Origin of the sequence: Bradyrhizobium sp. McL0615 (assembly GCF_049993905.1) — a bacterium.
Taxonomy (GTDB): Bacteria; Pseudomonadota; Alphaproteobacteria; order Rhizobiales; family Xanthobacteraceae; genus Bradyrhizobium.
Map to the genome: position 1 here is coordinate 8,653,208 of NZ_CP188254.1, position 19,901 is coordinate 8,673,108.

Below are 19,901 nucleotides of genomic sequence, written 5' to 3' on the forward strand. Positions count from 1 at the left end.
GATCAGGCCCGGACCGGGCTTCGCCCCGGCGCCGGACCGACATAGCGCGCGCGGGGCCGGATCAGCCGGCCGTGTTGCAACTGCTCGCAGGCGTGCGCGATCCACCCCACAGTGCGCGCCATGGAAAACAGCACCAGTTCATGGCCGGGCGGCAGACCTAGCGTGTGCACCAGCACCGCAAGGGCGTAGTCGATATTGACGAACTCGCCGGTGGCTTCGGCGATGCGCTCGGGAATTTCGTGCGTGAGCTTGCGGTCCGCGCCGGAACGCGCCAGCGCCTCCAGCAGCGCCCGCGCGCGGGGATCGCCGTGCTTGTAGACGCCATGACCGAAGCCCGCGAAGCGTTCGCCGAGCGCGACGCGCTCCCGGATGACGGGAGCGACCTCGCCATTGGCCAGCGTCTTGAGAAGCTGCGCCGCCAGCACACCGGCACCGCCGTGCTTGGGGCCCTTCAGCGCCACGAGGCCGGCGATCACGGAGTCAAAGAGATTGAGACCGGTCGAGGCCGCGCAGCGTACGGTGAAGGTCGAGGCGTTCAGTTCGTGATCGGCCAGCAGCACCAGCGCGCGGCGGATCAAATCCGGTGCGTACTTGTTATCAGGGGCCCACACCCGCGCGATCTGTACGTGAAGCGGTTTTGCCGATGATTTCGCGTTCAGCATGGTCGCGACCACCAGTCGTACGATGCGGCCACCGACCATCGCCCGTCCGTCGGGCGCCCGGGTGAAGGCGCGCGGGTCGGCCGCCGCCGCCAGCGCCAGCACGGCGATGGCGCGATCGATGGCGCTGGCCTTGCGCGTGGCCTCGGCGACGGCGCGCATCTCGTCCGAAACGATCGGGCAATTGTCCGGCTCGAACGGATCGACGCCGGTAACGTCCCACAGCAGCGTCGCGGCGTGTTCGAGCGTGTCGCGCTCGGCGAGATCGACGCAGTTGACGCCGCGATAGATCGCGCCGTCCTCGGTAATGGTCCCGACGGCCGAATCCATAACAGGCAGGTCGGCGTCGAAACTGCGCATGCCGCGCGGCTCGGGCGCCGGCGTGCGGCGTTCCTTCAGCGTGCGGACGTCCTCGGCCCGGTAGCGGTGGCTGCGGGAATCCTGCGACGGCTCCGAGCGGATCAGGCCGCGGCTGACGTAGGCGTAGAGCGTCGCATGCGAGATCGCGAGTTCGGCGGAGGCCTCGCGGGCCGAGAGGTAAAGGCCGTCGGATTTTTTCATATTGATTTACATAATCAAGATTGATCAATCTGTCGAGGGACCCGATCTTTGGAACCGACAAAGGAGAGTCCTCATGAATATGCAGCTTTCGAAGACCCCGATCGGCCTGGACGGGATTCCCGCCGCCGAAACCGTGCTCAGCCATGTCGACGGCGAGCGCGGCGAACTGATCATCGCCGGCGAGCGGGTCGGCGACCTCGCCCGCAAGACCGGATTTGAGGGCGTGACCGCCCGGTTGTGGAGCGGCGGAACCGGCCAGCCGGTCGGCGAAGCCGCAGTACGGGCTGCGCTTGGGGCGGGCCGCGAACGCGCCTTCGCCCGACTGCCCGACCTTTTGGGCATCACGCGCGGGCTATCGATCGTCGACGGTTTTCGCGCGGCGATTGCGGGGCTGCGCGCGGAAGCGGGCCTTGCGCATGAAGCCACGATCGTCGGTGCATTTCCGGTCATCGCCGGTGCCTTGGTCCAGCGCGCGAAGGGGAACGACCCCATCGCACCCGATCCAACCGCGAGCCATGCAGCCGACACGCTGTCGATGATGCTCGGCCGCAAGCCGAACGCGCGCGAGGTGGCGGCGCTGGACGCCTATTTCGTCACGGTGTGCGACCACGGCATGAACGCGTCGACCTTCACAACGCGCGTGGTGGCCTCGACGCAGGCGGATTTGTTCGCAGCCGTCACCGCCGGTTATTGCGCGCTGACAGGTCCGCTGCATGGCGGCGCGCCGGAGCCGGTGCTGGAAATGCTGGACGCGATCGGCACGACCGAGCGCATCAAGCCGTGGGTCGACAGTGCGCTGGCCCGCGGCGAGCGGCTGATGGGCTTCGGCCACCGCGTCTATCGCGTCCGCGATCCACGCGCCGATGTGCTGAAGGGCGCGATCGAGCGGCTTGCCGGCGAAGGCGCCGACCTGCCGTTTGCCGGCGAGGTCGAGGCCTACATCCGCGACGCGCTGCGGCGGAAAAATCCGGAACGCCCGCTCGACACCAATGTCGAATTCTTCACCGCCATCCTGCTCGACGCGCTGAAAATCCCGCGGCAGGCGTTTACGCCGATCTTTGCCGTGGCACGCGCCGCCGGCTGGACCGCGCATGCCCGCGAGCAGCAGCGCGGCGGGCGGCTGATACGGCCGAATTCAGCGTATATCGGGCCGATGCCCGAGTGAACGATGAAGGTAGCCCGGATGGAGCGCAGCGCAATCCGGGCTACAAGCTGTCGTCCCTGCGAACGCAGGGACCCATAACCACAGGCTTTTGTTGTTGCGGGAAAGTCGTCGACCAGCGGATCAAAATCGAGAAGCCGCGGCGTATGGGTCCCTGCGTTCGCAGGGACAACGCCGGATTTGCGCCAGCGACGCTACGCGCCGCGCACGACCGTCTTGAGATAATTATACGCCTTGATGATCTCGATCAGGCGATCCTCGGTGGAGCGGTCGCCGCCATTGGCGTCGGGATGGTGCTGTTTGACCAGCGCCTTGTACTTCGCCTTGACCTCCTCGAGGGTGGCTTCGGCGGTGAGGCCCATCACTTGCAGCGCCTTGCGCTCGGCGTTCATCACCTTGCGGGTTTCGGCCTTGGCCTCGGCGCCCGGTCCGGGCCGCCAGCGGCCGCGCCCGTTGAGCTCGGAGAACATGCTGAACGGATCGGAGGCGCCGTCAAAATCCTCGGCGGCTTGCTTGCCCTTCTTGCCGGCGGTGTTGGCGCCCATCTTCCAGGTCGGGCGATGGCCGGTCAGCGCGTCCTTCTGGTAGCGCGCGACCGCGTCGGCATTCATGCCCTGGAAGAAATTGTAGTTCTGGTTGTACTCACGGACGTGGTTGAGGCAGAAGTGAAAATACTCCCGCGAATTCTCCCGGCCCTTCGGCGCGCGGTGCGGGCCCTTGTTCTGGCAGCCCGCCCACTCGCACATGGCGGCTTCCTCGCGCGCCTGCGCCTGCTGCTTCGCGCTCAGCTTGTTGGGCTTGATGCGAATGGAGTCGAAGAATTTGGATGAATCAATTGCCATGACTGACTTTGACTACGCAATGCCCAAGGCTTCAAGTCTTGACATTGCGAATACCTCTGTTCGGATGCCATTGACGGAAAGCGGACAACAGAATTATCTGCGCCATCATGAGCACCAGGGACGCTATCATAAACAAGTTGCGTGAAGCTTTCTTGCCGGAAAGCCTCGACGTCACGGACGAATCTCATCTGCATGAGGGCCATGCGGGTCACCGGCCGGGCGGCGAAACGCATTTCAGGGTCAATATCGTATCTCCGGCCTTCGAAGGGAAGAGCCGGATCGAGCGCCACCGTATGGTAAATGCGACGCTTGACGCGGAACTCAAGGGCTCCGTTCACGCGCTCGCGATCAAGGCGCAAGCACCGGGAGAAACCGCCGGCCGGTAATTTGGCAAAACCCGCCGCAAGAATATGAGCGCCCGATGATCATGTCGCAGAAGCTCATCGTTTTGGCAGGGCTGCCGGGTTCCGGGAAGAGCACGCTGGCCGAAGGGCTTTCGCGGCATTTTTCGCTGCCGCTGTTTTCGGTCGATCCGATCGAGGCCGCGATGTGGCGCGGCGGCCTGCCCCGGGATCAAACGGGGATCGCCGCCTATGTCGTCGCACAGACCCTGGCCGCGGAGCACCTCAGGCTGGGGCAGTCCGTCGTGATCGACGCTGTCAATCCGGTCGAAGCGCCGCGTGCCGCATGGCGAAGCCTCGCCGCAAAATATCGCACGGACCTCGCGATCATCGAATGCGTTTGCGTGGACGAGGCGACGCACCGCCGGCGCATCGAAGCGCGAATGCGCGCCATCGAGGGGATGAGCGAGGTCACGTGGGCTGGTGTCGAGAAACGGCGCACCGAATACGAAGCCTGGACCGACGCAAGGCTGACGCTGGATACGTCGGCACATCCACCCGGACGGTTGCTCGCGGAAGCCATCGGCTATCTGGCGTGAGTTGGTCCGCCAGCTTCCTGTGCAGATCGGCCGGGACGGTAGAACCGTTTTCGCAACTGTGAGACGATCGCAGGAGCGATGGATCCGATTCCGTTCAGACGCGGGTCGAGTTGATCCCGATTCCATCGCAGGTCGATGGGGTCGTCCGATGCGATATTGGGCACGCTTCCGATGGGCCGCCGCCGTGGCGCTGCTGGCTGCGGCCTCCCCGATCAGGGCCCACGCGCTGGATATGCCGAGCCCCTTCGTCCAGGAAATCCTGATCAAGAGCATTCTGGTGACGCTCAACGACGCGGTGGCGTCGGACAATTTCACGGTTCTCCACGCCAGGATTTCAAAGCCGTTCCGCGATCAGTTTCCGCCCGACAAGCTGCGGGCCGTCTTCAAGGACCTGGTCGAGAAGCACGCTGTGTTCGACGCGATCGTCGCAAGCCCGGTCATCCCGGATGAAGAGGCGAAGATCGACGACAAGGGCGTGCTGCGCCTTAAAGGCCATTTCGACACGACGCCCAAGAAGGTGAAGTACCAGCTCGGCTTCATCCCATCCGACGGCCAGTGGAAGCTCAGCGGCATCAGCATCGATATCGAATAGTCATGGCCGTGGGGAAACGCGCTGATGCCACAGCTACACAGCCGCGCCGGCCGGGAGGCAATCAACCGTGTGCAATTCGAACTTCATTCCATTTCGCCGACCGAAAATGCTATTTGGATCTCCGGGATCAAAGTCAGCGTCTTTTCCCGGGAAGGCAAAGGATGGAATTACCTTCATGGATTGAGCTGGTCGAAAGAAACGTCGCTAAATTTGGCGACCTTGTCGCCGGCATCGACCCCTCGCTTTCCGATATTCCCGAGTTTTTCGGGCACGACGGCCAGTGGATCGGGCGGTTCGTCGATTTCATGATCGAGTCCATCGAGGGACGCGTCGGCTTCGTCAAATTCCAGTCGGCCTATTTCGAAGCGTGTGGACTGACGGGTCTGACGGCGCTCTCCGCCGGAATCAGGAAAGCACGGGCGGCCGGCATCGGTGTCATTCTCGACGCCAAACGCGGGGACATCGGCGCTACGGCTTCCGCCTATGCCCGCGCCTACCTGACCCCCGCGTCGGCCGGCGGCAGCGGCGACTTTGAAGCCGACTGCCTGACCGTCAATCCCCTGATGGGACCGGATACGCTGGAGCCCTTCGTCGAATGCGCCAATCGCTTTGGCAAGGGCCTGTTCGTGCTCTGTCGAACGTCCAATCCCGGCGCGGGCTGGCTGCAAGACAAGATGACGGGTAATCGCCTTGTTTCCGATCGACTCGCCGATCTCATTGCCACCATGGGAACCAACGCCAACAGCGATTCCCGGCTGAACGCGGTCGGCGCCGTGGTGGGCGCGACGGTGCCGCATGAAGGCCGGCGTCTGCGGCAATTGCTACCCCGCTCGATCATCCTGGCGCCCGGTCTTGGCGTGCAGGGCGGAGACGCCGCAGCCATTCACTCCTTGCGCGGCGACACGCCGGGCGACCTGCTGATTCCGGTATCGCGCGGCTTGACGCTGGCGCGGGATCGCAGGATGTCCGCCGAAAACTATCGAGAGCTCATCATCGGCCGGATCGACGAATTCAAGGCGGCGGTCGCCTATGACTATTTCGGCAATCGCGCCGTCCCGGCCTGACGCTCTCGAGCCTTTTCCGTTTCGATGGAATCGAAACGGGGCTCTAGATTCTTGATTTGACGCGTTTTCTTGACGCGAACCGGTCGCCACTTCGCTTGAAAACGCTCTAGAACGCCGTCCCCGCCCGCTTCGGCTTCGGATCCTCGCCCTCGGCTTCGCGCGGCACCGGCGCGATCTTGAGCGCGGTGATGCGGTTGCGCTCACGCCGCAGCACGCGGAAGCGAAAACCGTGGAAGGTAAAACTCTGGCCGCGATCGGGGATCGAGCGCGCCTCGTGAATCACGAGGCCCGCGACGGTGGTCGCCTCCTCGTCCGGCAGATGCCAGTTCATGGCGCGGTTCAGATCGCGGATCGGCACCGAGCCGTCCACCACCACGGAGCCGTCGGGCTGGGCGCGGACGCCGGCCACCACCACGTCGTGCTCATCGGAAATATCGCCGACGATTTCTTCCAGAATGTCTTCCAGCGTCACCATGCCCTCGACCTCGCCATACTCGTCGACGACGAGCGCGAAGTGGGTCTTGCGGCGGCGGAACGCCTTCAACTGTTCGGACAGCGGCCGCATCTCGGGCACGAACCACGGCGGCAGCATGATGGCCGTGACATTGATCCGCGAAGTGTCGCCCTCGGAGGCCCGGATCGCGCGCAGCAAATCCTTGGCGTGCAGCACGCCGATGATGTTCTCCGGCTTCTCGCGCCAGAGCGGAATGCGGGTGTATTCGGTCGCCAGCACCTCGCCCACGAGTTCGTCCGGCGGCAGGTCAGCGTTGATCAGCACCATCGCGGTGCGGTGGACCATGACGTCGGAGACGGCGAGGTCGCCGAAGCGGAAGACGTTGTGGATATATTCGGCCTCGCCGCTTTCGATGCCGCCATGCACGGCAGATTCTTCCACCAGCCCTTCGATCTCGGAATCGGTGAGGATTTCGTGCTGCGAGGATTCCTTGACGCCGAGCAGGCGCAGAATCCCGCGTGAGGCGCTATTGAGCAGCCAGTTCAGCGGATAGAACACCAGATAGGACAGATGGAGCGGATAGGCGATCCACTGCGAGACCGGCATCGGCTGGCGGATCGCGAGCGTCTTCGGCACCTGCTCGCCGATCACGATGTGCAGCGAAGAGAACACCAGAAAGCCCGCCATGAACGACATGAAGTGAAGCGTGCGCTCCGACATGCCGAGTGGAATCAGCACCGGCTCCAGCAGCGCGGACACGGTCGGTTCGCCGACCCAGCCGAGGCCGAGCGAGGCCATGGTGATGCCGAGCTGGCAGCAGGCGAGATAGGCCTCGATATTGCCCATCATGCCGTGCAGCAGGCGCGCGCCGAAGCGGTCCTGCTCGACCATCGCCCTGATGCGAAACCCGCGGCTCTTGACCAGCGCAAACTCGGCGGCCACGTAAAACGCGTTGGCGGCGAGCAGCAGGAACGCAAGCAGCAGATTGGACGCGGTCGAACTCATATATGCCTCGTGACGGCCCCGGCCTCGCGCGACGCTTGGCCCACACTGCGTCCCGGCAATCCCGTTCTCATCCCGACAACTTCTGTTGCAGGAAATCGCGCACCAGCGCCGGCTCGACGTCGTTTGCGACCACCGCGCGGCCGACTGCCTGCAGCAGGATGAAGGTCAGCTTGCCGCGCTTGACCTTCTTGTCCTGCGCCATCAGCGCCATCAGTGCGTCGGCATCCGCGAGGCCCTCCTGGGCGAAGCCCGCGATGTCCTGCAGATGGGTCGGCAGACCGACAGAAGCGAGATGGCGTTCGACGCGGGCGGCATCGGCTTCGGAGATCATGCCGAGCTTGGCGGAAAATTCCGCCGCCAGCACCATGCCGACGGAGACGCCTTCGCCGTGGAACAGGCGGTCGGAAAAGCCGGTCGCGGCCTCCAGCGCATGGCCGAAGGTGTGGCCGAGATTGAGCAGCGCGCGCTCGCCGTTCTCGCGCTCGTCGCGGGAGACGATCGCGGCCTTGGCGCGGCAGGAGGTCGCAATCGCGTGCTCGCGCGCCGCGCCGCCGGAGAAGATGTCGGCGTGGTTAGATTCGAGCCAGCTGAAAAAGGCTTCGTCGCCGAGCACGCCATATTTGGCGACCTCGGCATAGCCGGCGCGAAACTGGCGCGGCGACAGCGTGTCGAGCACGGAGGTATCGGCGATGACAAGCACCGGCTGATGGAACGCGCCGAGCAGGTTCTTGCCCTGCGGCGAGTTGATGCCGGTCTTGCCGCCGACCGAGGAATCGACCTGCGCCAGCAGTGAGGTCGGCACCTGGACGAAATCGACGCCACGCCGCAGGATCGCCGCCGCAAAGCCGGCGAGATCGCCGACCACCCCGCCGCCGAGCGCAATCACCAGATCGTTGCGCTCGATCCTGGCCGCGATCAGCGCCTCAGAGACCTTTTCGAGACCAGCATAGGTTTTCGATATCTCGCCTTCCTCGACGACGACGCGCGATGTCGGGATGCCGGCTTCCGCCAGCGACTGCTCGGTTGGCTCCAGCCAATGCTTTGCCACGGTGCGGTCGGTGACGATGGCCGTGCGCACGCCCGGCCGCAGGGCGGCGATGCGGGCGCCGAGCGATTGCAACACGCCACGGCCGATGACGATGTCATAGGCGCGGTCGCCGAGGGCGACGTCGACCGTGATATCGGCGGAATGTTTCAGCGGCGCAGTCATGGCGTGACGTTCATCCCGTCGGTTGTTGGCTGGACAACGGTTGCGCCGGCACACAGCCGGGCGCGCAGGGCATCGATACATTCGTCGACAATGCGGTCGTGCGGCACGTCGCGCGAACCGATCGTCAGGTCGGCGCTCTGGTAAACTGGCTCGCGTTCGCTGAGCAGCCGGTTGACGGTCGCTTCAGGATCGGCGGTCTGCAGCAGCGGCCGGTCGGCGCGGCGGCGTACCCGTTTCATGATGGTGTCGGCGTCGGCCTTGAGCCAGATCGAGACCGCCTTGTCGCGGATGCGGTTGCGGGTCTCCTCGCGCATGAAGGCGCCGCCGCCGGTCGCAAGCACGCATGGCCCGTCGGCCAGGAGGCGGGCGATCACCCGCGCCTCTCCATCCCTGAAATAATCTTCGCCGTGGGCCTCGAAGATTTCGGGGATCGTCATGCCCCGCGCCTTCTCGATCTCGATATCGGCATCGAGAAACGGCAGGCGCAGCCGGGCCGCCAGCCGACGGCCGATGGTCGACTTGCCGGCGCCCATCATGCCGACCAGCACGACCGAACGCCTTCCCAGGGCCGACGTGATGTCGGCCTCCTGGGGGGTGCTCGGTTGTGCCGGTGCGGCGGTCTCGGACATCAAAAACTCTGCGGTTTTGCGGGACTTGCCCGCGGCAGCGACACCTATACTACCCCCATTGACGCCCCCGCCAGAGGCTCTTGCCACGGGGATGGGAACATGTTGGATGATTCCATTGGTTAATTCGCCGCCCTGAGCCCCCTATGCCCAGTTTGTTCCGCTTTCTGACGGTCGTCGGCATCATCGCCGGGGTGATTTATGGCGTGATTTTTTCGCTGGCGAATTTCGTCACCCCAAAACCCCGGGAAATGACGGTCACCATCCCCGCAGACAAGTTCCTCAAGAAATAGCCGCTATCGTCTGATTTGTGAGAGACGAATTCGGGGAGCGGCATCTCGTGACGGGATGTCGGGGACAATGCGTTCCAGCAAGACGGCCACAGACGCGAAACTGACCAACCTGTTCCTCGACATGCTCGCGGCGGAACAGGGTGCGGGCGACAACACGCTCGACGCCTATCGCCGCGACCTCACGGATTTTTCCGAATTTCTCGGCCGCAAGGGACAAAACTTTGCCGGCGCCGGCACCGATTCGCTGCGGGACTACCTCGCCGACCTCGACGTCAGAGGCTTCAAATCCTCCAGCGTGGCGCGCCGGCTCTCGGCGATGCGGCATCTGTTCCGCTTTCTCCTGAACGAGCGCATCCGCAGCGACGACCCGGCTGCGATCCTGTCCGGCCCGAAACGCGGCCGGGGCTTGCCGAAGGTGCTGTCGATCGCGGATGTCGATCGCATGCTGACGCGGGCCAAAGAATTGAGCGAGGCCAAGAACGTTTCGCCGCAGCAGCGGCTGCGCGCGATGCGGCTGTATTGCCTGCTGGAAGTGCTCTACGCCACGGGCCTGCGCGTTTCCGAACTGGTGGCGCTGCCGCTGTCGGCCTCGCGGCGCGATGCCCGCATGATCGTCGTGCGCGGCAAGGGCAACAAGGAACGGCTGGTGCCGCTCAACGAAGCGTCGCGGCAGGCGATGGCCGATTACCTCGCCGCGATAGAAGCGCTCAAGCCAGAGAAGAAGAAAGGCGCCGCCCCTTCGAAATGGCTGTTTCCCTCTTTCGGCGAGAGCGGCCATCTGACGCGGCAGCATTTTGCCCGCGACCTGAAAGAACTGGCGGCGGCATCGGGCCTCGCGCCGCGCCTGGTCTCGCCGCACGTGCTGCGCCACGCCTTTGCCAGCCACCTGCTGCATAACGGTGCCGACCTGCGCATCGTGCAGACGCTGCTAGGCCATACCGACATCTCGACCACGCAGATCTACACCCATGTGGTCGAGGAACGCCTGAAAAGCCTGGTGCGCGACCTGCATCCGCTGGCGGAGAAGTAAGCTCTCGTAGCCCGGATGGAGCGCAGCGCAATCCCGGGTTCTCCCAGCCAGCGACCATCCCGGATTACGCTGCGCTCCATCCGGGCTACGGGACTGCAAGACTCACTCCCGCTTGACTTCCGGGCCATCTCCACCGAAACAGCCGTCTCCCGCCCGCGGCCTTGTTTGGCGCGCTTTCGGCAAACCGGGTCATCCGGGCCGAGATGCATGCTAAATCATTGAAGATGCGTGCTTTCCTTAAGCGAATCGAAACCGCTTCGCCTCCAAGCACGTTGTTACCTATATTGTCTCGATGCCGGATCAGATGCGCAGCTATCTCGATTTTGAAAAACCCGTCGCCGAACTAGAGGCCAAGGTCGATGAACTGCGCGCGCTGGCAGCGTCCGGCAGCGACATCGGCGACGAGATTGCGCGCATTGAGGACAAGGCGCAGCAGGCGCTGTCCGACCTCTATGCCAATCTGACGCCGTGGCAGAAGACGCTGGTGGCGCGTCATCCGCAGCGCCCGCATTTCACCGATTTCGTCAACACGCTGATGACGGAATTCACGCCAATGGCCGGCGACCGCAAGTTCGCCGAGGACGAGGCGCTGGTGGGCGGCTTCGGCCGCTTCCGCGGCGAGCCGATCTGCGTGATCGGCCAGGAGAAGGGCGCCACCACCGACGGCCGTATCAAGCACAATTTCGGCATGGCGCGCCCCGAAGGTTATCGCAAGGCCGTTCGACTCATGGAGATGGCCGACCGTTTCGGCATTCCGGTGCTGTCTCTCGCCGATTCCGCCGGCGCCTATCCCGGCATCGGCGCCGAGGAGCGCGGCGTGGCGGAAGCCATTGCACGCTCGACCGACACATGCCTCTCGCTCGGCGTTCCCAATGTCGCGATCATCACCGGCGAGGGTATGTCGGGCGGCGCCATCGCCATCACGACCGCGAACAAGGTGCTGATGTTCGAACACGCGATCTACAGCGTGATCTCGCCGGAGGCCGCCTCCTCGATCCTGTGGCGCGACGGCACCAAGGCCCAGGAAGTCGCCAACGGCATGAAGATCACCGCCCAGGACATGCTGCGCTTCGGCGTCATCGACCAGATCCTGAAAGAACCCTCCGGCGGCGCCCACCGCGATTCCGCCGCCATGATCTCGGCGACCGGCGATGCGATCGCCGAGGCCTTCAACGAACTCCGCAATCTGGACGCCGACGGCGTCCGCCGGCAGCGGCGGCAGAAATTCCTCGATATCGGCCGCAAGCTCGGCTGATTGGGCCCTTGCCCCGCCCCCGGATGGGCGTCGACCGACCTCCGGCATCCCATTCGTTGGCGCCGTCTTAATGACGCTTTATTTGGCCGGATCACTTGATTCGGCCCTAATTAGGCCCAGACGCAGTCTTTAAACTCTATTGACCATGCCTGCCGGGAAGCGGCCGGTGCATCGCGTTCGGGTTGCGGCGCGGAAGGTCAAAGGGTACAATTTTATGCATTGGCTTCAGGGCATGTTCGCTGTGATTTGGGGTGCGAAAATGCCCGGTGGGTGTGGAGCTTAGCCTTTGATTAACCGTTCCCTGCTTCGCGCGCTCGTCACGTCGGCTGCCCTTGCGGGCGCAGGTGCGCTGCTGGCCAGCTGCAACGGCGACGACATCTCGCTGGCCAACAACGCCAAGGCCAACCAGCCGGTCCCGCCAAAACTGGTCGCCGACATGACGGCGAAAGACATGGATCTGCAGTCGCCGATCCTGGTCCGCCTGTATAAGCAGGAAGCCGAACTGGAGATCTGGAAGCAGGACCGCTCCGGCCGCTTCGCGCTGTTGAAGACCTATCCGATCTGCCGCTGGTCCGGCGATCTCGGACCGAAGGTCCGCGAGGGCGACCGCCAGGCGCCGGAAGGCTTCTATACGATCTCGCCGGCGCAGATGAATCCGCAGTCGGCCTATTATCTCTCCTTCAACACCGGCTATCCGAACGCCTTCGACAAGGCGCTCGGCCGCACCGGCTCGCAGCTGATGGTGCATGGCGACTGCTCCTCGCGCGGCTGCTATGCGATGACCGACGAGCAGATCGCGGAGATCTATTCGCTGGGCCGCGAATCCTTCTTCGGCGGCCAGAAATCGTTCCAGCTGCAAGCCTATCCGTTCAAGATGACGCCGGCCAACATGGCCAAGCACCGCAACAACCCGAACATGCCGTTCTGGAAGATGATCAAGGAAGGCAATGATCATTTCGAGGTGACGCGGCAGGAGCCGAAGGTCGATTTCTGCGAAAAGAAATACGTGTTCGATGCGATCAAGAAGCCCGGCGCGACGCGCGATCTCGTGTTCGACGCTTCGGCCAAATGCCCGGACTATGCGATATCAGACGAGATGGCCGACGCCGTACGCGAGAAGCAGGCCACCGACATCGCCGAGACCGCAAGGCTGATCGCCAAGGGAACGCCGATGGCGCGGATCAACACCGGCATCGACGGCGGCATGCATCGCGTGTTCGCTGCGCGCGTACCCGACGGCAACACTGGTCTTTCGGAGCCCGGCGACGGCTCCCTGTCGCTGATGGCCCGCGCGCCCGGCACCATTCCCTCCCACGTCAATCCGCCCAAGGCGCCCTCCGATAATCTGCTGATGGGTACGCCGGAACCGCCGAAGCTTGCCGCGGCCCCGGCTCCTACCCCTGCAGCAGCGCCAACGCGCGTCGCCAATGCGGCGCCGGCGGCCGAGAATGATGGATGGTTCTCCAGCCTGGCCCGCAAGGTCGGTATCGGCGGCGGCGCGGCTGACGCGACCGCAAGCACGCCGCCCGCGAAGCCGAAGGTGATCGAGGCCAAGCAAACCGCGCCCCGTCCCGACGCGTCGCCACCGAAGGCCGCGGCGCCGAAGCCCGACGCCAAGCATGCCGCCGCCAACCGTCCGCCGCTGAAGCCGTCGGTCGATAGCTCGGCGCCCGCTGCCAAGGACAATCAGGTCTCAGGCTCCGCGCCGATCGTGTCGTCGAACTCGTTCGACAGCCGCTTCGGGGCGACGAAGTAAGACGCTCGACGCGCCTTTCGCAGACTCCGGAACAACAAGCGCCGTCATGTGCCGCAAAAGCGGCATCGGCCATTGGCGACGGTGAATTTAGCGAGACAGCGCTGTCTGGTTCATCGGCTTGCGCGGATGACGACGCCGGATCCGCTACGCTGCTCAACGACACGTCTTCATTGTCCCGCTGCGCTTCGCCGCGCCTGAAACTTTTGAGTGTGTCAGGCCTGCTGGTACCAGAGTGCTTCACCGTTGAGGCATGACTTCTTCCGCCCGGTGCGAAGTTAATATAGCCTGAGGACAGGCCGCCAGCGGGCAGTGCCGAAGGCCCGTCGGAGTATCAGCGGCATCATGCCCACGGCGGGGCTAAAGTCCTTCATCTCCAGGTTTTGGGCCGGCTCGTTTTTCATTTGAGCCGGAAGCGAGGCTAACGCCTCATCGATCAAACACGCCCCAACAGGAGGACATCATGCATTTTTGTATGACCGGACAATACACGCCAAAAGCTCTCAACGGCATTCTGGAAAATCCCACCGTCAGTCGCTACGAAGCAGCAAAAAAGCTGATCGAAGCCGCCGGCGGCAAATTGATCTCGATGTATAGCACTGCCACCAACGGGCCCGGCGTCCTCGTTATCTTCGATGTGCCCGATCCCAGCTCAGCACCGGCGATATCAGGCACTGTCGTCGCAGCCGGCGCGATCCACAATGTAAACCTCACGCGGCTGTGGACGCAGGACGAAATCACAAAAGTTCGGCAAAAGGCGGCCGAGCTTCGTGGCTCGTACAGGCCGCCCGGTGGCTAAATGATCGGTGACGGCTCCGGCAATGGTGGTGCTGACAGCCGTCGAACATGCTCATCAAAACAATGGTGGCAGGCGATGGCCTGCCACCATTGTCGTTGCGGGGAAGACGACAAAGCTTATTGAATCAATGCCTAACCGTACTTCCCGTGGCAGTGCTTGTACTTCTTGCCTGAACCGCAGGGACAATCCTCGTTGCGGCCGACCTTGCCCCAGCTTGCGGGATTCTTGGGGTCGCGATCGGCGGCAGCGGTCTCCGGCACCAGCGAGGCGCTGGCAAAGGCCATCTCGTCTTCGCCGGTATTCGGATCGAACTTGTGCGCTTCCATCGGCGGCAGCGCCGGCTGCTGCTCTTCCGGCGGCACGATCTCGACGCGCATCAATTGCGCCGTCACCGCCTCGCGCAGATGCGCAGTCATCGCCTCATACAGGCCGAAGGCTTCCGACTTGTACTCCTGCAACGGATCGCGCTGGCCGTAGCCGCGCAGGCCGATCACCTGACGCAGATGATCGAGCATGATCAGGTGCTCGCGCCAGAGGTGATCCAGCGTCTGCAGCAGGATCGTCTTCTCGACGTAGCGCATCACGTCGGGGCCCCATTGCGCCACCTTGGCCGCCATGTGCTCGTCGACGCGCTGCTCGATCCGCGTCAGCAATTCCTCGTCGGCAATGCCCTCTTCCTTGGCCCATTCCTCGACCGGCAGGTCGACATCGAGCACGCGCTTCAATTCTTCCTTGAGGCCCGCGACATCCCACTGCTCGGCATAGGCGTGTTCGGGCACATGCTTGACGACGATGTCGTCGATGAAATCATGACGCATGTCCGCGACCATGTCGGCCACGCTGTCGCTCTTCATCAGCTCGACGCGCTGGTCGAAGATCACCTTGCGCTGGTCGTTCTGCACGTTGTCGAACTTGAGCAGGTTCTTGCGGATGTCGAAGTTGCGGGCTTCAACCTTCTGCTGCGCCTTTTCCAGCGCCTTGTTGATCCAGGGATGGATGATCGCCTCGCCTTCTTGCAGGCCGAGCCGCTGCAGCATGCTGTCGAGCCGGTCGGAGCCGAAGATCCGCATCAGATCGTCTTCCAGCGACAGGAAGAATTTTGAGCGACCGGGGTCGCCCTGACGGCCGGAACGGCCGCGCAGCTGGTTGTCGATGCGGCGGGATTCATGCCGCTCCGAGCCCATGATGTAGAGCCCGCCGGGCTTGGTGATGGTCTTGGCCGGCCTGCTGCCCTTGGCGGGCTCGACCTCGACCACGTCCTCGGCCTTCAGCACGATCTCGCGGAAGCGTTCGATGTCGGCCTTGATCTGTTCGATCTTCTTGGCCTTCTCCGCCTCGTCGGTAATGTCAGCGGTCTCCTGCTGGATCCGCATATCGAGCGAACCGCCGAGCTTGATGTCGGTACCGCGGCCGGCCATGTTGGTCGCGATCGTGATCGCGCCGGGGACGCCGGCTTCGGCGACGATATAGGCTTCCTGTTCGTGGAAGCGCGCGTTCAGGACCGCAAATAGCTTGGCAGGCTTGCCCGCCCGCGCCGCGGCGTAGAGCTTCTCCATGCCGTGTTCCGCGCCGAAATCGATCTGCTTGTAGCCGTTCTTCTTCAAATAATCGGCCAGCACCTCCGACTTCTCGATCGAGGCCGTGCCGACCAGCACGGGCTGCAGCCGCTTGTTGGCGCGTTCGATCTCAGCCAGGATCGCGGCGTATTTCTCGTTCTGGGTGCGGTAGACTTCATCGTCCTCGTCGAGGCGCGCGACTTGCACGTTGGTCGGGATTTCCACCACCTCGAGCTTGTAGATGTCGAACAGTTCGTCGGCCTCGGTCAGCGCCGTACCGGTCATGCCGGCGAGCTTTTCGTACATCCGGAAATAGTTCTGGAACGTGATCGAGGCCAGCGTCTGGTTTTCCGGCTGGACCTGGACGTGCTCCTTGGCTTCCAGCGCCTGGTGCAGACCTTCGGAATAACGGCGGCCCTGCATCATGCGGCCAGTGAATTCGTCGATGATAATGACTTCGCCGTCGCGGACGATGTAATCCTTGTCGCGCGTGAACAGCGAGTGCGCCCGCAGCGCCTGGTTGATGTGGTGCACGACGGAGACGTTCTCGACGTCGTAAAGCGAATCGCCCTTGAGCTGGCCGGCGTCGCGCAGCAGCGTCTCGATCTTCTCCATGCCGGCTTCGGTCAGCGTCACCGTGCGCTGCTTCTCGTCGACGTCGTAATCGGTCTTGTCGAGCTTGGGCAGGAAGGTGTCGATGGTGTTGTAGAATTCCGAGCGGTCGTCGAGCGGGCCGGAGATGATCAGCGGCGTGCGCGCCTCGTCGATCAGGATCGAGTCGACTTCGTCGACGATGGCGTAGAAATGGCCGCGCTGCACCATGTCCTCCAACCGGTATTTCATGTTGTCGCGCAGATAATCGAAACCGTATTCATTGTTGGTGCCGTAGGTGATGTCGCGCGAATAGGCTTCCTTGCGCTCGGCATCGTCGAGGCCGTGGACGATCACGCCGACGGAAAGCCCGAGGAAATTATAGATCTGGCCCATCCACTCCGAGTCGCGACGGGCGAGGTAGTCGTTGACGGTGACGACGTGAACGCCGCGGCTGGCCAGCGCGTTGAGATAGACCGCGAGCGTCGCCACCAGCGTCTTGCCTTCGCCGGTCTTCATCTCGGCGATGTCGCCCTCATGCAGCACCATGCCGCCGATCAGCTGGACGTCGAAATGGCGCTGGCCGAGGGTGCGCTTGGCGGCCTCGCGCACGGTGGCGAAGGCCGGTACCAGGAGGTCGTCGAGCGTCTTGCCGTCGGCGAGTTGCTGGCGGAATTCGGCGGTGCGGGCTTTCAACGCCTCGTCGGACAGCGCGGCGAGCTCGGGCTCAAGCGCGTTGATGTCGTTGACACGGGACTGATATCCCTTCACCCGCCGGTCGTTGGCGGAGCCGAAAAACTTGCGGGCGAGCGCGCCGATCATGCCAATTCCTGCCTTTGCCGTTACTTGCGTTGCGCCGTGACGTAGTCCACCAAGCTGCCTATCAACTCACCGTGACGCATCGCGGCAAACACCCGTTCCCGGGGCCCAGCCGCCTCATGAGTGGGAATTAAGCAATCCAAGGTTCAACGGCAAAAAACGTAGCAAAATAAGCGCTATCGCCGCTGGAGGTTCCGGCACAGATATGGCTGGGTTGGGGCCTTGTCAACGTGGGTCCATCTGTCAAGGAATTCATCATTTTGACAGACTTTTCGCGTTGCCAAGGCCGCATGATTGGGCGAGTGTCCCGCCGCCTTTGCCGCCCCCCTTCTTCAAGACAAGGATTTTCCATGACCGCCTCGTTCCCGGAAACGAAAACCGGCCTGCGCTTCGGCCTCGCCACCCTGGCCGCAACGGCCTGCCTGGCTGCGATTTTGGCCGCCGGCCAGCCGGTTCGTGCCCAGGACAACCCCGTTCTCGCCAAGGTCAACGGTGTCGAGATCCGCCAGAGCGATGTGGCGCTGGCGGAAGAGGAACTCGGCCCCAGCCTCGCCCAGATGGACCCGGCGACCAAGAAGGACAATGTACTGGCCTTCCTGATCGACCTGAAAATCGTCGCCAAGGCCGCCGAAGACAAGAAGGTCGAGAATTCCGAGGACTTCAAGCGGCGCCTGGCCTTCACCCGCAGCCGCCTGCTGATGGACAGCCTGCTCGCCACCGAGGGCAAGGCTGCGACCACCGACGAGGCCATGAAGAAGGTCTATGAGGAGGCTTCCAAGCAGATCACCGGCGAAATGGAAGTCCACGCCCGGCACATCCTGGTCGAGACCGAGGACGAGGCCAAGGCGATCGCCGAAGAGCTGAAGAAGGGCGGCGACTTCGCCGAGCTGGCGAAGAAGAAGTCCAAGGACCCCGGCGCCTCCGATGGCGGCGATCTCGGCTTCTTCACCAAGGAACAGATGGTGCCGGAGTTCTCCGCCGTCGCCTTCACGCTTGAACCCGGCAAGATCTCCGACCCCGTCAAGTCACAATTCGGCTGGCATATCATCAAGGTCGAGGAAAAGCGCGCCCGCAAGGCCCCCGACTTCGAGCAGGTCAGGGCCCAGATCGAGACCTATGTGACACGCAAGGCCCAGGCCGAATACGTCGCCAAGCTGCGCGAAGCCGCCAAGGTCGAGCGCATGGACAAGCCGGCCGAAGCCGCCAAGACCGAGGCCAAGCCGGACGCCGCCAAGGAGCCTGCAAAGCCCGCGGACTCCAAGATGGCGCCGGCGAAGAAGTAAAAAATCGCTGTCCCTTCTTTCGGACCAATAGTATTGACCATCGTCATGGCCGGGCCGAAGCGCCCGGCCGTTCCATGTCCGGGGACTGGTTGACTGGCCCCGAAGACGTCGGTGCCGGGGCAGGTCCGGTGACGGTTGATCTGGTCGAAGAAGGTGCACGCATGTCCACTCCTGTTTCTCCCCTCGCCCCGACCGATGTTCCCGACATGCCCGCGATTGCGGGCGTCAGGCTCGCCACCGCCGCCGCCGGCATCCGCTACAAGGGCCGTACCGACGTGCTGCTTGCCGTCATGGACAAGGGAACCACGGTAGCCGGCGTCTTCACCAAATCGAAATGTCCGTCCGCACCCGTCGAGTGGTGCCGCGCCAAGCTCGGCCGCGGACAGGCCCGCGCGCTGGTGGTGAATTCCGGCAATGCCAATGCGTTCACCGGCAAGACCGGCAAGCAGTCGACGGCGCTGACCGCACAAACCGCGGCGAAGGCGGTCGGCTGCACGACCTCCGACGTGTTCCTCGCCTCCACCGGCGTGATCGGCGAGCCGCTCGACGCCACCAAATTCGACGGCGTGCTGGCGACGCTGGCTGAGGCCGCCACGCCCGACCACTGGATGGCCGCGGCGAAAGCGATCATGACCACCGATACCTTCCCGAAGGTCGCGACCGCGACTGTAAAACTCGGCAAGACCAAGGTGACCATCAACGGCATGGCAAAGGGCGCCGGCATGATCATGCCCGACATGGCGACCATGCTGTCCTTTGTGTTCACCGACGCGCCGCTGTCGTCTTCCGTGCTGCAGACGCTGCTCAAGAACGGCGTCGACGACACCTTCAACGCCGTCACGATCGACAGTGACACCTCGACATCGGATACGCTCCTGGCCTTCGCCACCGGCGCCGCCGCTGCCGAGGGTGCGCCGAAGATCAGCCGCGCCAGCGATCCCAGGCTGAAGGCGTTCGCCAAAGCCTTCCACGGTGTGCTGGCCGACCTCGCCGAGCAGGTGGCCCGCGACGGCGAAGGTGCGCGCAAGCTGGTCGAGGTGATCGTCGAAGGCGCGACCACCAAGACCTCGGCGCGCAAAATCGCGATGTCGATCGCGAATTCGCCGCTGGTGAAGACGGCGATCGCCGGTGAGGACGCCAATTGGGGCCGTGTGGTGATGGCGGTCGGCAAGGCCGGCGAGCCCGCCAACCGCGACAAGCTCTCGATCTCGTTCAACGGCATCCGCGTCGCCAAGAGTGGCGCTCGCGATCCGTCCTACAACGAGGCCGAGGTTTCCGAGGTGATGAAAAATCCGAAGATCCAGATCAAGGTCACGCTAGGCCTCGGCAGGGGCCGCGACCGCGTGCTGACCTGCGATCTCACCAAGGAATATGTCGCGATCAACGGCGACTACCGGTCATAAGCGA

Annotated in this window: 18 protein-coding genes; 12 read left to right on the top strand and 6 right to left on the bottom strand. The window is 63.8% G+C overall.

All coding sequences use genetic code 11. The annotated features are described in order from the left end of the window. Nucleotides 1–2 precede the first annotated feature (2 nt). Nucleotides 3–1,220, bottom strand: a complete 1,218-nt coding sequence (locus ACPPVP_RS41695; protein WP_426529741.1) for a citrate synthase family protein — start codon at nt 1,218–1,220, stop codon at nt 3–5. A 73-nt stretch (nt 1,221–1,293) separates the two neighbouring features. Between ACPPVP_RS41695 and ACPPVP_RS41700 the strand changes: the two genes are divergently transcribed. After that, nucleotides 1,294–2,385, top strand: coding sequence for a citrate synthase/methylcitrate synthase (locus ACPPVP_RS41700; protein ID WP_426529743.1), 1,092 nt, complete (start codon nt 1,294–1,296; stop codon nt 2,383–2,385). A 191-nt stretch (nt 2,386–2,576) separates the two neighbouring features. On the opposite strand, the gene ACPPVP_RS41705 is transcribed toward ACPPVP_RS41700, so the two are convergent. Further along, nucleotides 2,577–3,224 carry a J domain-containing protein gene (locus ACPPVP_RS41705; protein WP_108512466.1) on the bottom strand — a complete coding sequence of 216 codons (648 nt, stop codon included), beginning with the start codon at nt 3,222–3,224 and terminating at the stop codon, nt 2,577–2,579. A gap of 107 nt (nt 3,225–3,331) precedes the next feature. On the opposite strand from ACPPVP_RS41705, the gene ACPPVP_RS41710 reads away from it, so the two are divergent. The 4 genes from ACPPVP_RS41710 to pyrF all read left to right on the top strand — a co-directional run bounded on the left by ACPPVP_RS41710 (nt 3,332) and on the right by pyrF (nt 5,820). Next, entirely contained in the window at nt 3,332–3,610 is a 279-nt protein-coding gene (locus ACPPVP_RS41710) for a BolA family protein (RefSeq protein ID WP_426529745.1), read from the top strand. Between the two features lie 35 nt (nt 3,611–3,645). Beyond that, a complete protein-coding gene (locus ACPPVP_RS41715) occupies nt 3,646–4,164 on the top strand; it encodes an AAA family ATPase (protein ID WP_426529747.1) in 519 nt (172 codons plus the stop codon). Nucleotides 4,165–4,312: 148 nt separating this feature from the next. Further along, nucleotides 4,313–4,756, top strand: coding sequence for a hypothetical protein (locus ACPPVP_RS41720; RefSeq protein WP_426529749.1), 444 nt, complete (start codon nt 4,313–4,315; stop codon nt 4,754–4,756). A gap of 161 nt (nt 4,757–4,917) precedes the next feature. Next, nucleotides 4,918–5,820 (top strand): orotidine-5'-phosphate decarboxylase, encoded by a 903-nt coding sequence (pyrF, locus tag ACPPVP_RS41725; RefSeq protein ID WP_426529751.1) that lies wholly within the window; start codon nt 4,918–4,920, stop codon nt 5,818–5,820. A 106-nt stretch (nt 5,821–5,926) separates the two neighbouring features. On the opposite strand, the gene ACPPVP_RS41730 is transcribed toward pyrF, so the two are convergent. From ACPPVP_RS41730 to ACPPVP_RS41740, 3 genes are all read right to left on the bottom strand, one after another. After that, complete coding sequence (locus ACPPVP_RS41730; protein ID WP_426529753.1) at nt 5,927–7,279, bottom strand: hemolysin family protein; 1,353 nt, start codon at nt 7,277–7,279, stop codon at nt 5,927–5,929. A 67-nt stretch (nt 7,280–7,346) separates the two neighbouring features. Continuing rightward, a complete protein-coding gene (aroB, locus tag ACPPVP_RS41735; RefSeq protein WP_426529755.1) occupies nt 7,347–8,489 on the bottom strand; it encodes a 3-dehydroquinate synthase in 1,143 nt (380 codons plus the stop codon). Then, a complete protein-coding gene (locus ACPPVP_RS41740; protein ID WP_426529757.1) occupies nt 8,486–9,118 on the bottom strand; it encodes a shikimate kinase in 633 nt (210 codons plus the stop codon). Before ACPPVP_RS41740 ends, aroB begins: the two co-directional genes overlap by 4 nt. A gap of 143 nt (nt 9,119–9,261) precedes the next feature. Between ACPPVP_RS41740 and ACPPVP_RS41745 the strand changes: the two genes are divergently transcribed. From ACPPVP_RS41745 to ACPPVP_RS41765, 5 genes are all read left to right on the top strand, one after another. After that, nucleotides 9,262–9,408: a histidine kinase gene (locus tag ACPPVP_RS41745; protein ID WP_247521898.1), complete on the top strand. Its 147-nt coding sequence runs from the start codon at nt 9,262–9,264 to the stop codon at nt 9,406–9,408. 67 nt (nt 9,409–9,475) lie between these two features. Next, the gene (gene xerD, locus ACPPVP_RS41750) at nt 9,476–10,438 is read left to right on the top strand and encodes a site-specific tyrosine recombinase XerD (RefSeq protein ID WP_426529759.1); all 963 of its coding nucleotides are present in this window, start codon (nt 9,476–9,478) and stop codon (nt 10,436–10,438) included. 292 nt (nt 10,439–10,730) lie between these two features. Further along, entirely contained in the window at nt 10,731–11,693 is a 963-nt protein-coding gene (locus ACPPVP_RS41755; RefSeq protein WP_426529761.1) for an acetyl-CoA carboxylase carboxyltransferase subunit alpha, read from the top strand. A gap of 286 nt (nt 11,694–11,979) precedes the next feature. Then, nucleotides 11,980–13,449 carry a L,D-transpeptidase family protein gene (locus ACPPVP_RS41760; RefSeq protein ID WP_426529763.1) on the top strand — a complete coding sequence of 490 codons (1,470 nt, stop codon included), beginning with the start codon at nt 11,980–11,982 and terminating at the stop codon, nt 13,447–13,449. Between the two features lie 460 nt (nt 13,450–13,909). Then, entirely contained in the window at nt 13,910–14,245 is a 336-nt protein-coding gene (locus tag ACPPVP_RS41765; RefSeq protein WP_426529765.1) for a GYD domain-containing protein, read from the top strand. A 131-nt stretch (nt 14,246–14,376) separates the two neighbouring features. Here the strand turns inward: ACPPVP_RS41765 and secA are convergent, their stop codons facing one another. Then, on the bottom strand, nt 14,377–17,214 hold the full coding sequence (gene secA, locus ACPPVP_RS41770; RefSeq protein ID WP_426529767.1) for a preprotein translocase subunit SecA: 2,838 nt from the start codon (nt 17,212–17,214) through the stop codon (nt 14,377–14,379). 347 nt (nt 17,215–17,561) lie between these two features. On the opposite strand from secA, the gene ACPPVP_RS41775 reads away from it, so the two are divergent. Both ACPPVP_RS41775 and argJ read left to right on the top strand, forming a co-directional pair. Further along, entirely contained in the window at nt 17,562–18,494 is a 933-nt protein-coding gene (locus ACPPVP_RS41775; RefSeq protein WP_426529769.1) for a peptidylprolyl isomerase, read from the top strand. A gap of 161 nt (nt 18,495–18,655) precedes the next feature. Then, entirely contained in the window at nt 18,656–19,897 is a 1,242-nt protein-coding gene (gene argJ, locus ACPPVP_RS41780; RefSeq protein WP_426529771.1) for a bifunctional glutamate N-acetyltransferase/amino-acid acetyltransferase ArgJ, read from the top strand. Nucleotides 19,898–19,901 lie beyond the last annotated feature (4 nt).

Coding starts and splice junctions, on each gene's coding strand:
- ACPPVP_RS41720 (WP_426529749.1), top strand. CDS start 4,313: ATGCGATATTGGGCACGCTTCCGATGGGCCGCCGCCGTGGCGCTGCTG.
- ACPPVP_RS41705 (WP_108512466.1), bottom strand. CDS start 3,224: ATGGCAATTGATTCATCCAAATTCTTCGACTCCATTCGCATCAAGCCC.
- ACPPVP_RS41755 (WP_426529761.1), top strand. CDS start 10,731: ATGCCGGATCAGATGCGCAGCTATCTCGATTTTGAAAAACCCGTCGCC.
- secA (WP_426529767.1), bottom strand. CDS start 17,214: ATGATCGGCGCGCTCGCCCGCAAGTTTTTCGGCTCCGCCAACGACCGG.
- ACPPVP_RS41695 (WP_426529741.1), bottom strand. CDS start 1,220: ATGAAAAAATCCGACGGCCTTTACCTCTCGGCCCGCGAGGCCTCCGCC.
- ACPPVP_RS41765 (WP_426529765.1), top strand. CDS start 13,910: ATGCATTTTTGTATGACCGGACAATACACGCCAAAAGCTCTCAACGGC.
- ACPPVP_RS41775 (WP_426529769.1), top strand. CDS start 17,562: ATGACCGCCTCGTTCCCGGAAACGAAAACCGGCCTGCGCTTCGGCCTC.
- ACPPVP_RS41700 (WP_426529743.1), top strand. CDS start 1,294: ATGAATATGCAGCTTTCGAAGACCCCGATCGGCCTGGACGGGATTCCC.
- aroB (WP_426529755.1), bottom strand. CDS start 8,489: ATGACTGCGCCGCTGAAACATTCCGCCGATATCACGGTCGACGTCGCC.
- xerD (WP_426529759.1), top strand. CDS start 9,476: ATGCGTTCCAGCAAGACGGCCACAGACGCGAAACTGACCAACCTGTTC.
- ACPPVP_RS41710 (WP_426529745.1), top strand. CDS start 3,332: ATGAGCACCAGGGACGCTATCATAAACAAGTTGCGTGAAGCTTTCTTG.
- ACPPVP_RS41740 (WP_426529757.1), bottom strand. CDS start 9,118: ATGTCCGAGACCGCCGCACCGGCACAACCGAGCACCCCCCAGGAGGCC.
- ACPPVP_RS41730 (WP_426529753.1), bottom strand. CDS start 7,279: ATGAGTTCGACCGCGTCCAATCTGCTGCTTGCGTTCCTGCTGCTCGCC.
- ACPPVP_RS41745 (WP_247521898.1), top strand. CDS start 9,262: ATGCCCAGTTTGTTCCGCTTTCTGACGGTCGTCGGCATCATCGCCGGG.
- argJ (WP_426529771.1), top strand. CDS start 18,656: ATGTCCACTCCTGTTTCTCCCCTCGCCCCGACCGATGTTCCCGACATG.
- ACPPVP_RS41715 (WP_426529747.1), top strand. CDS start 3,646: ATGATCATGTCGCAGAAGCTCATCGTTTTGGCAGGGCTGCCGGGTTCC.
- pyrF (WP_426529751.1), top strand. CDS start 4,918: ATGGAATTACCTTCATGGATTGAGCTGGTCGAAAGAAACGTCGCTAAA.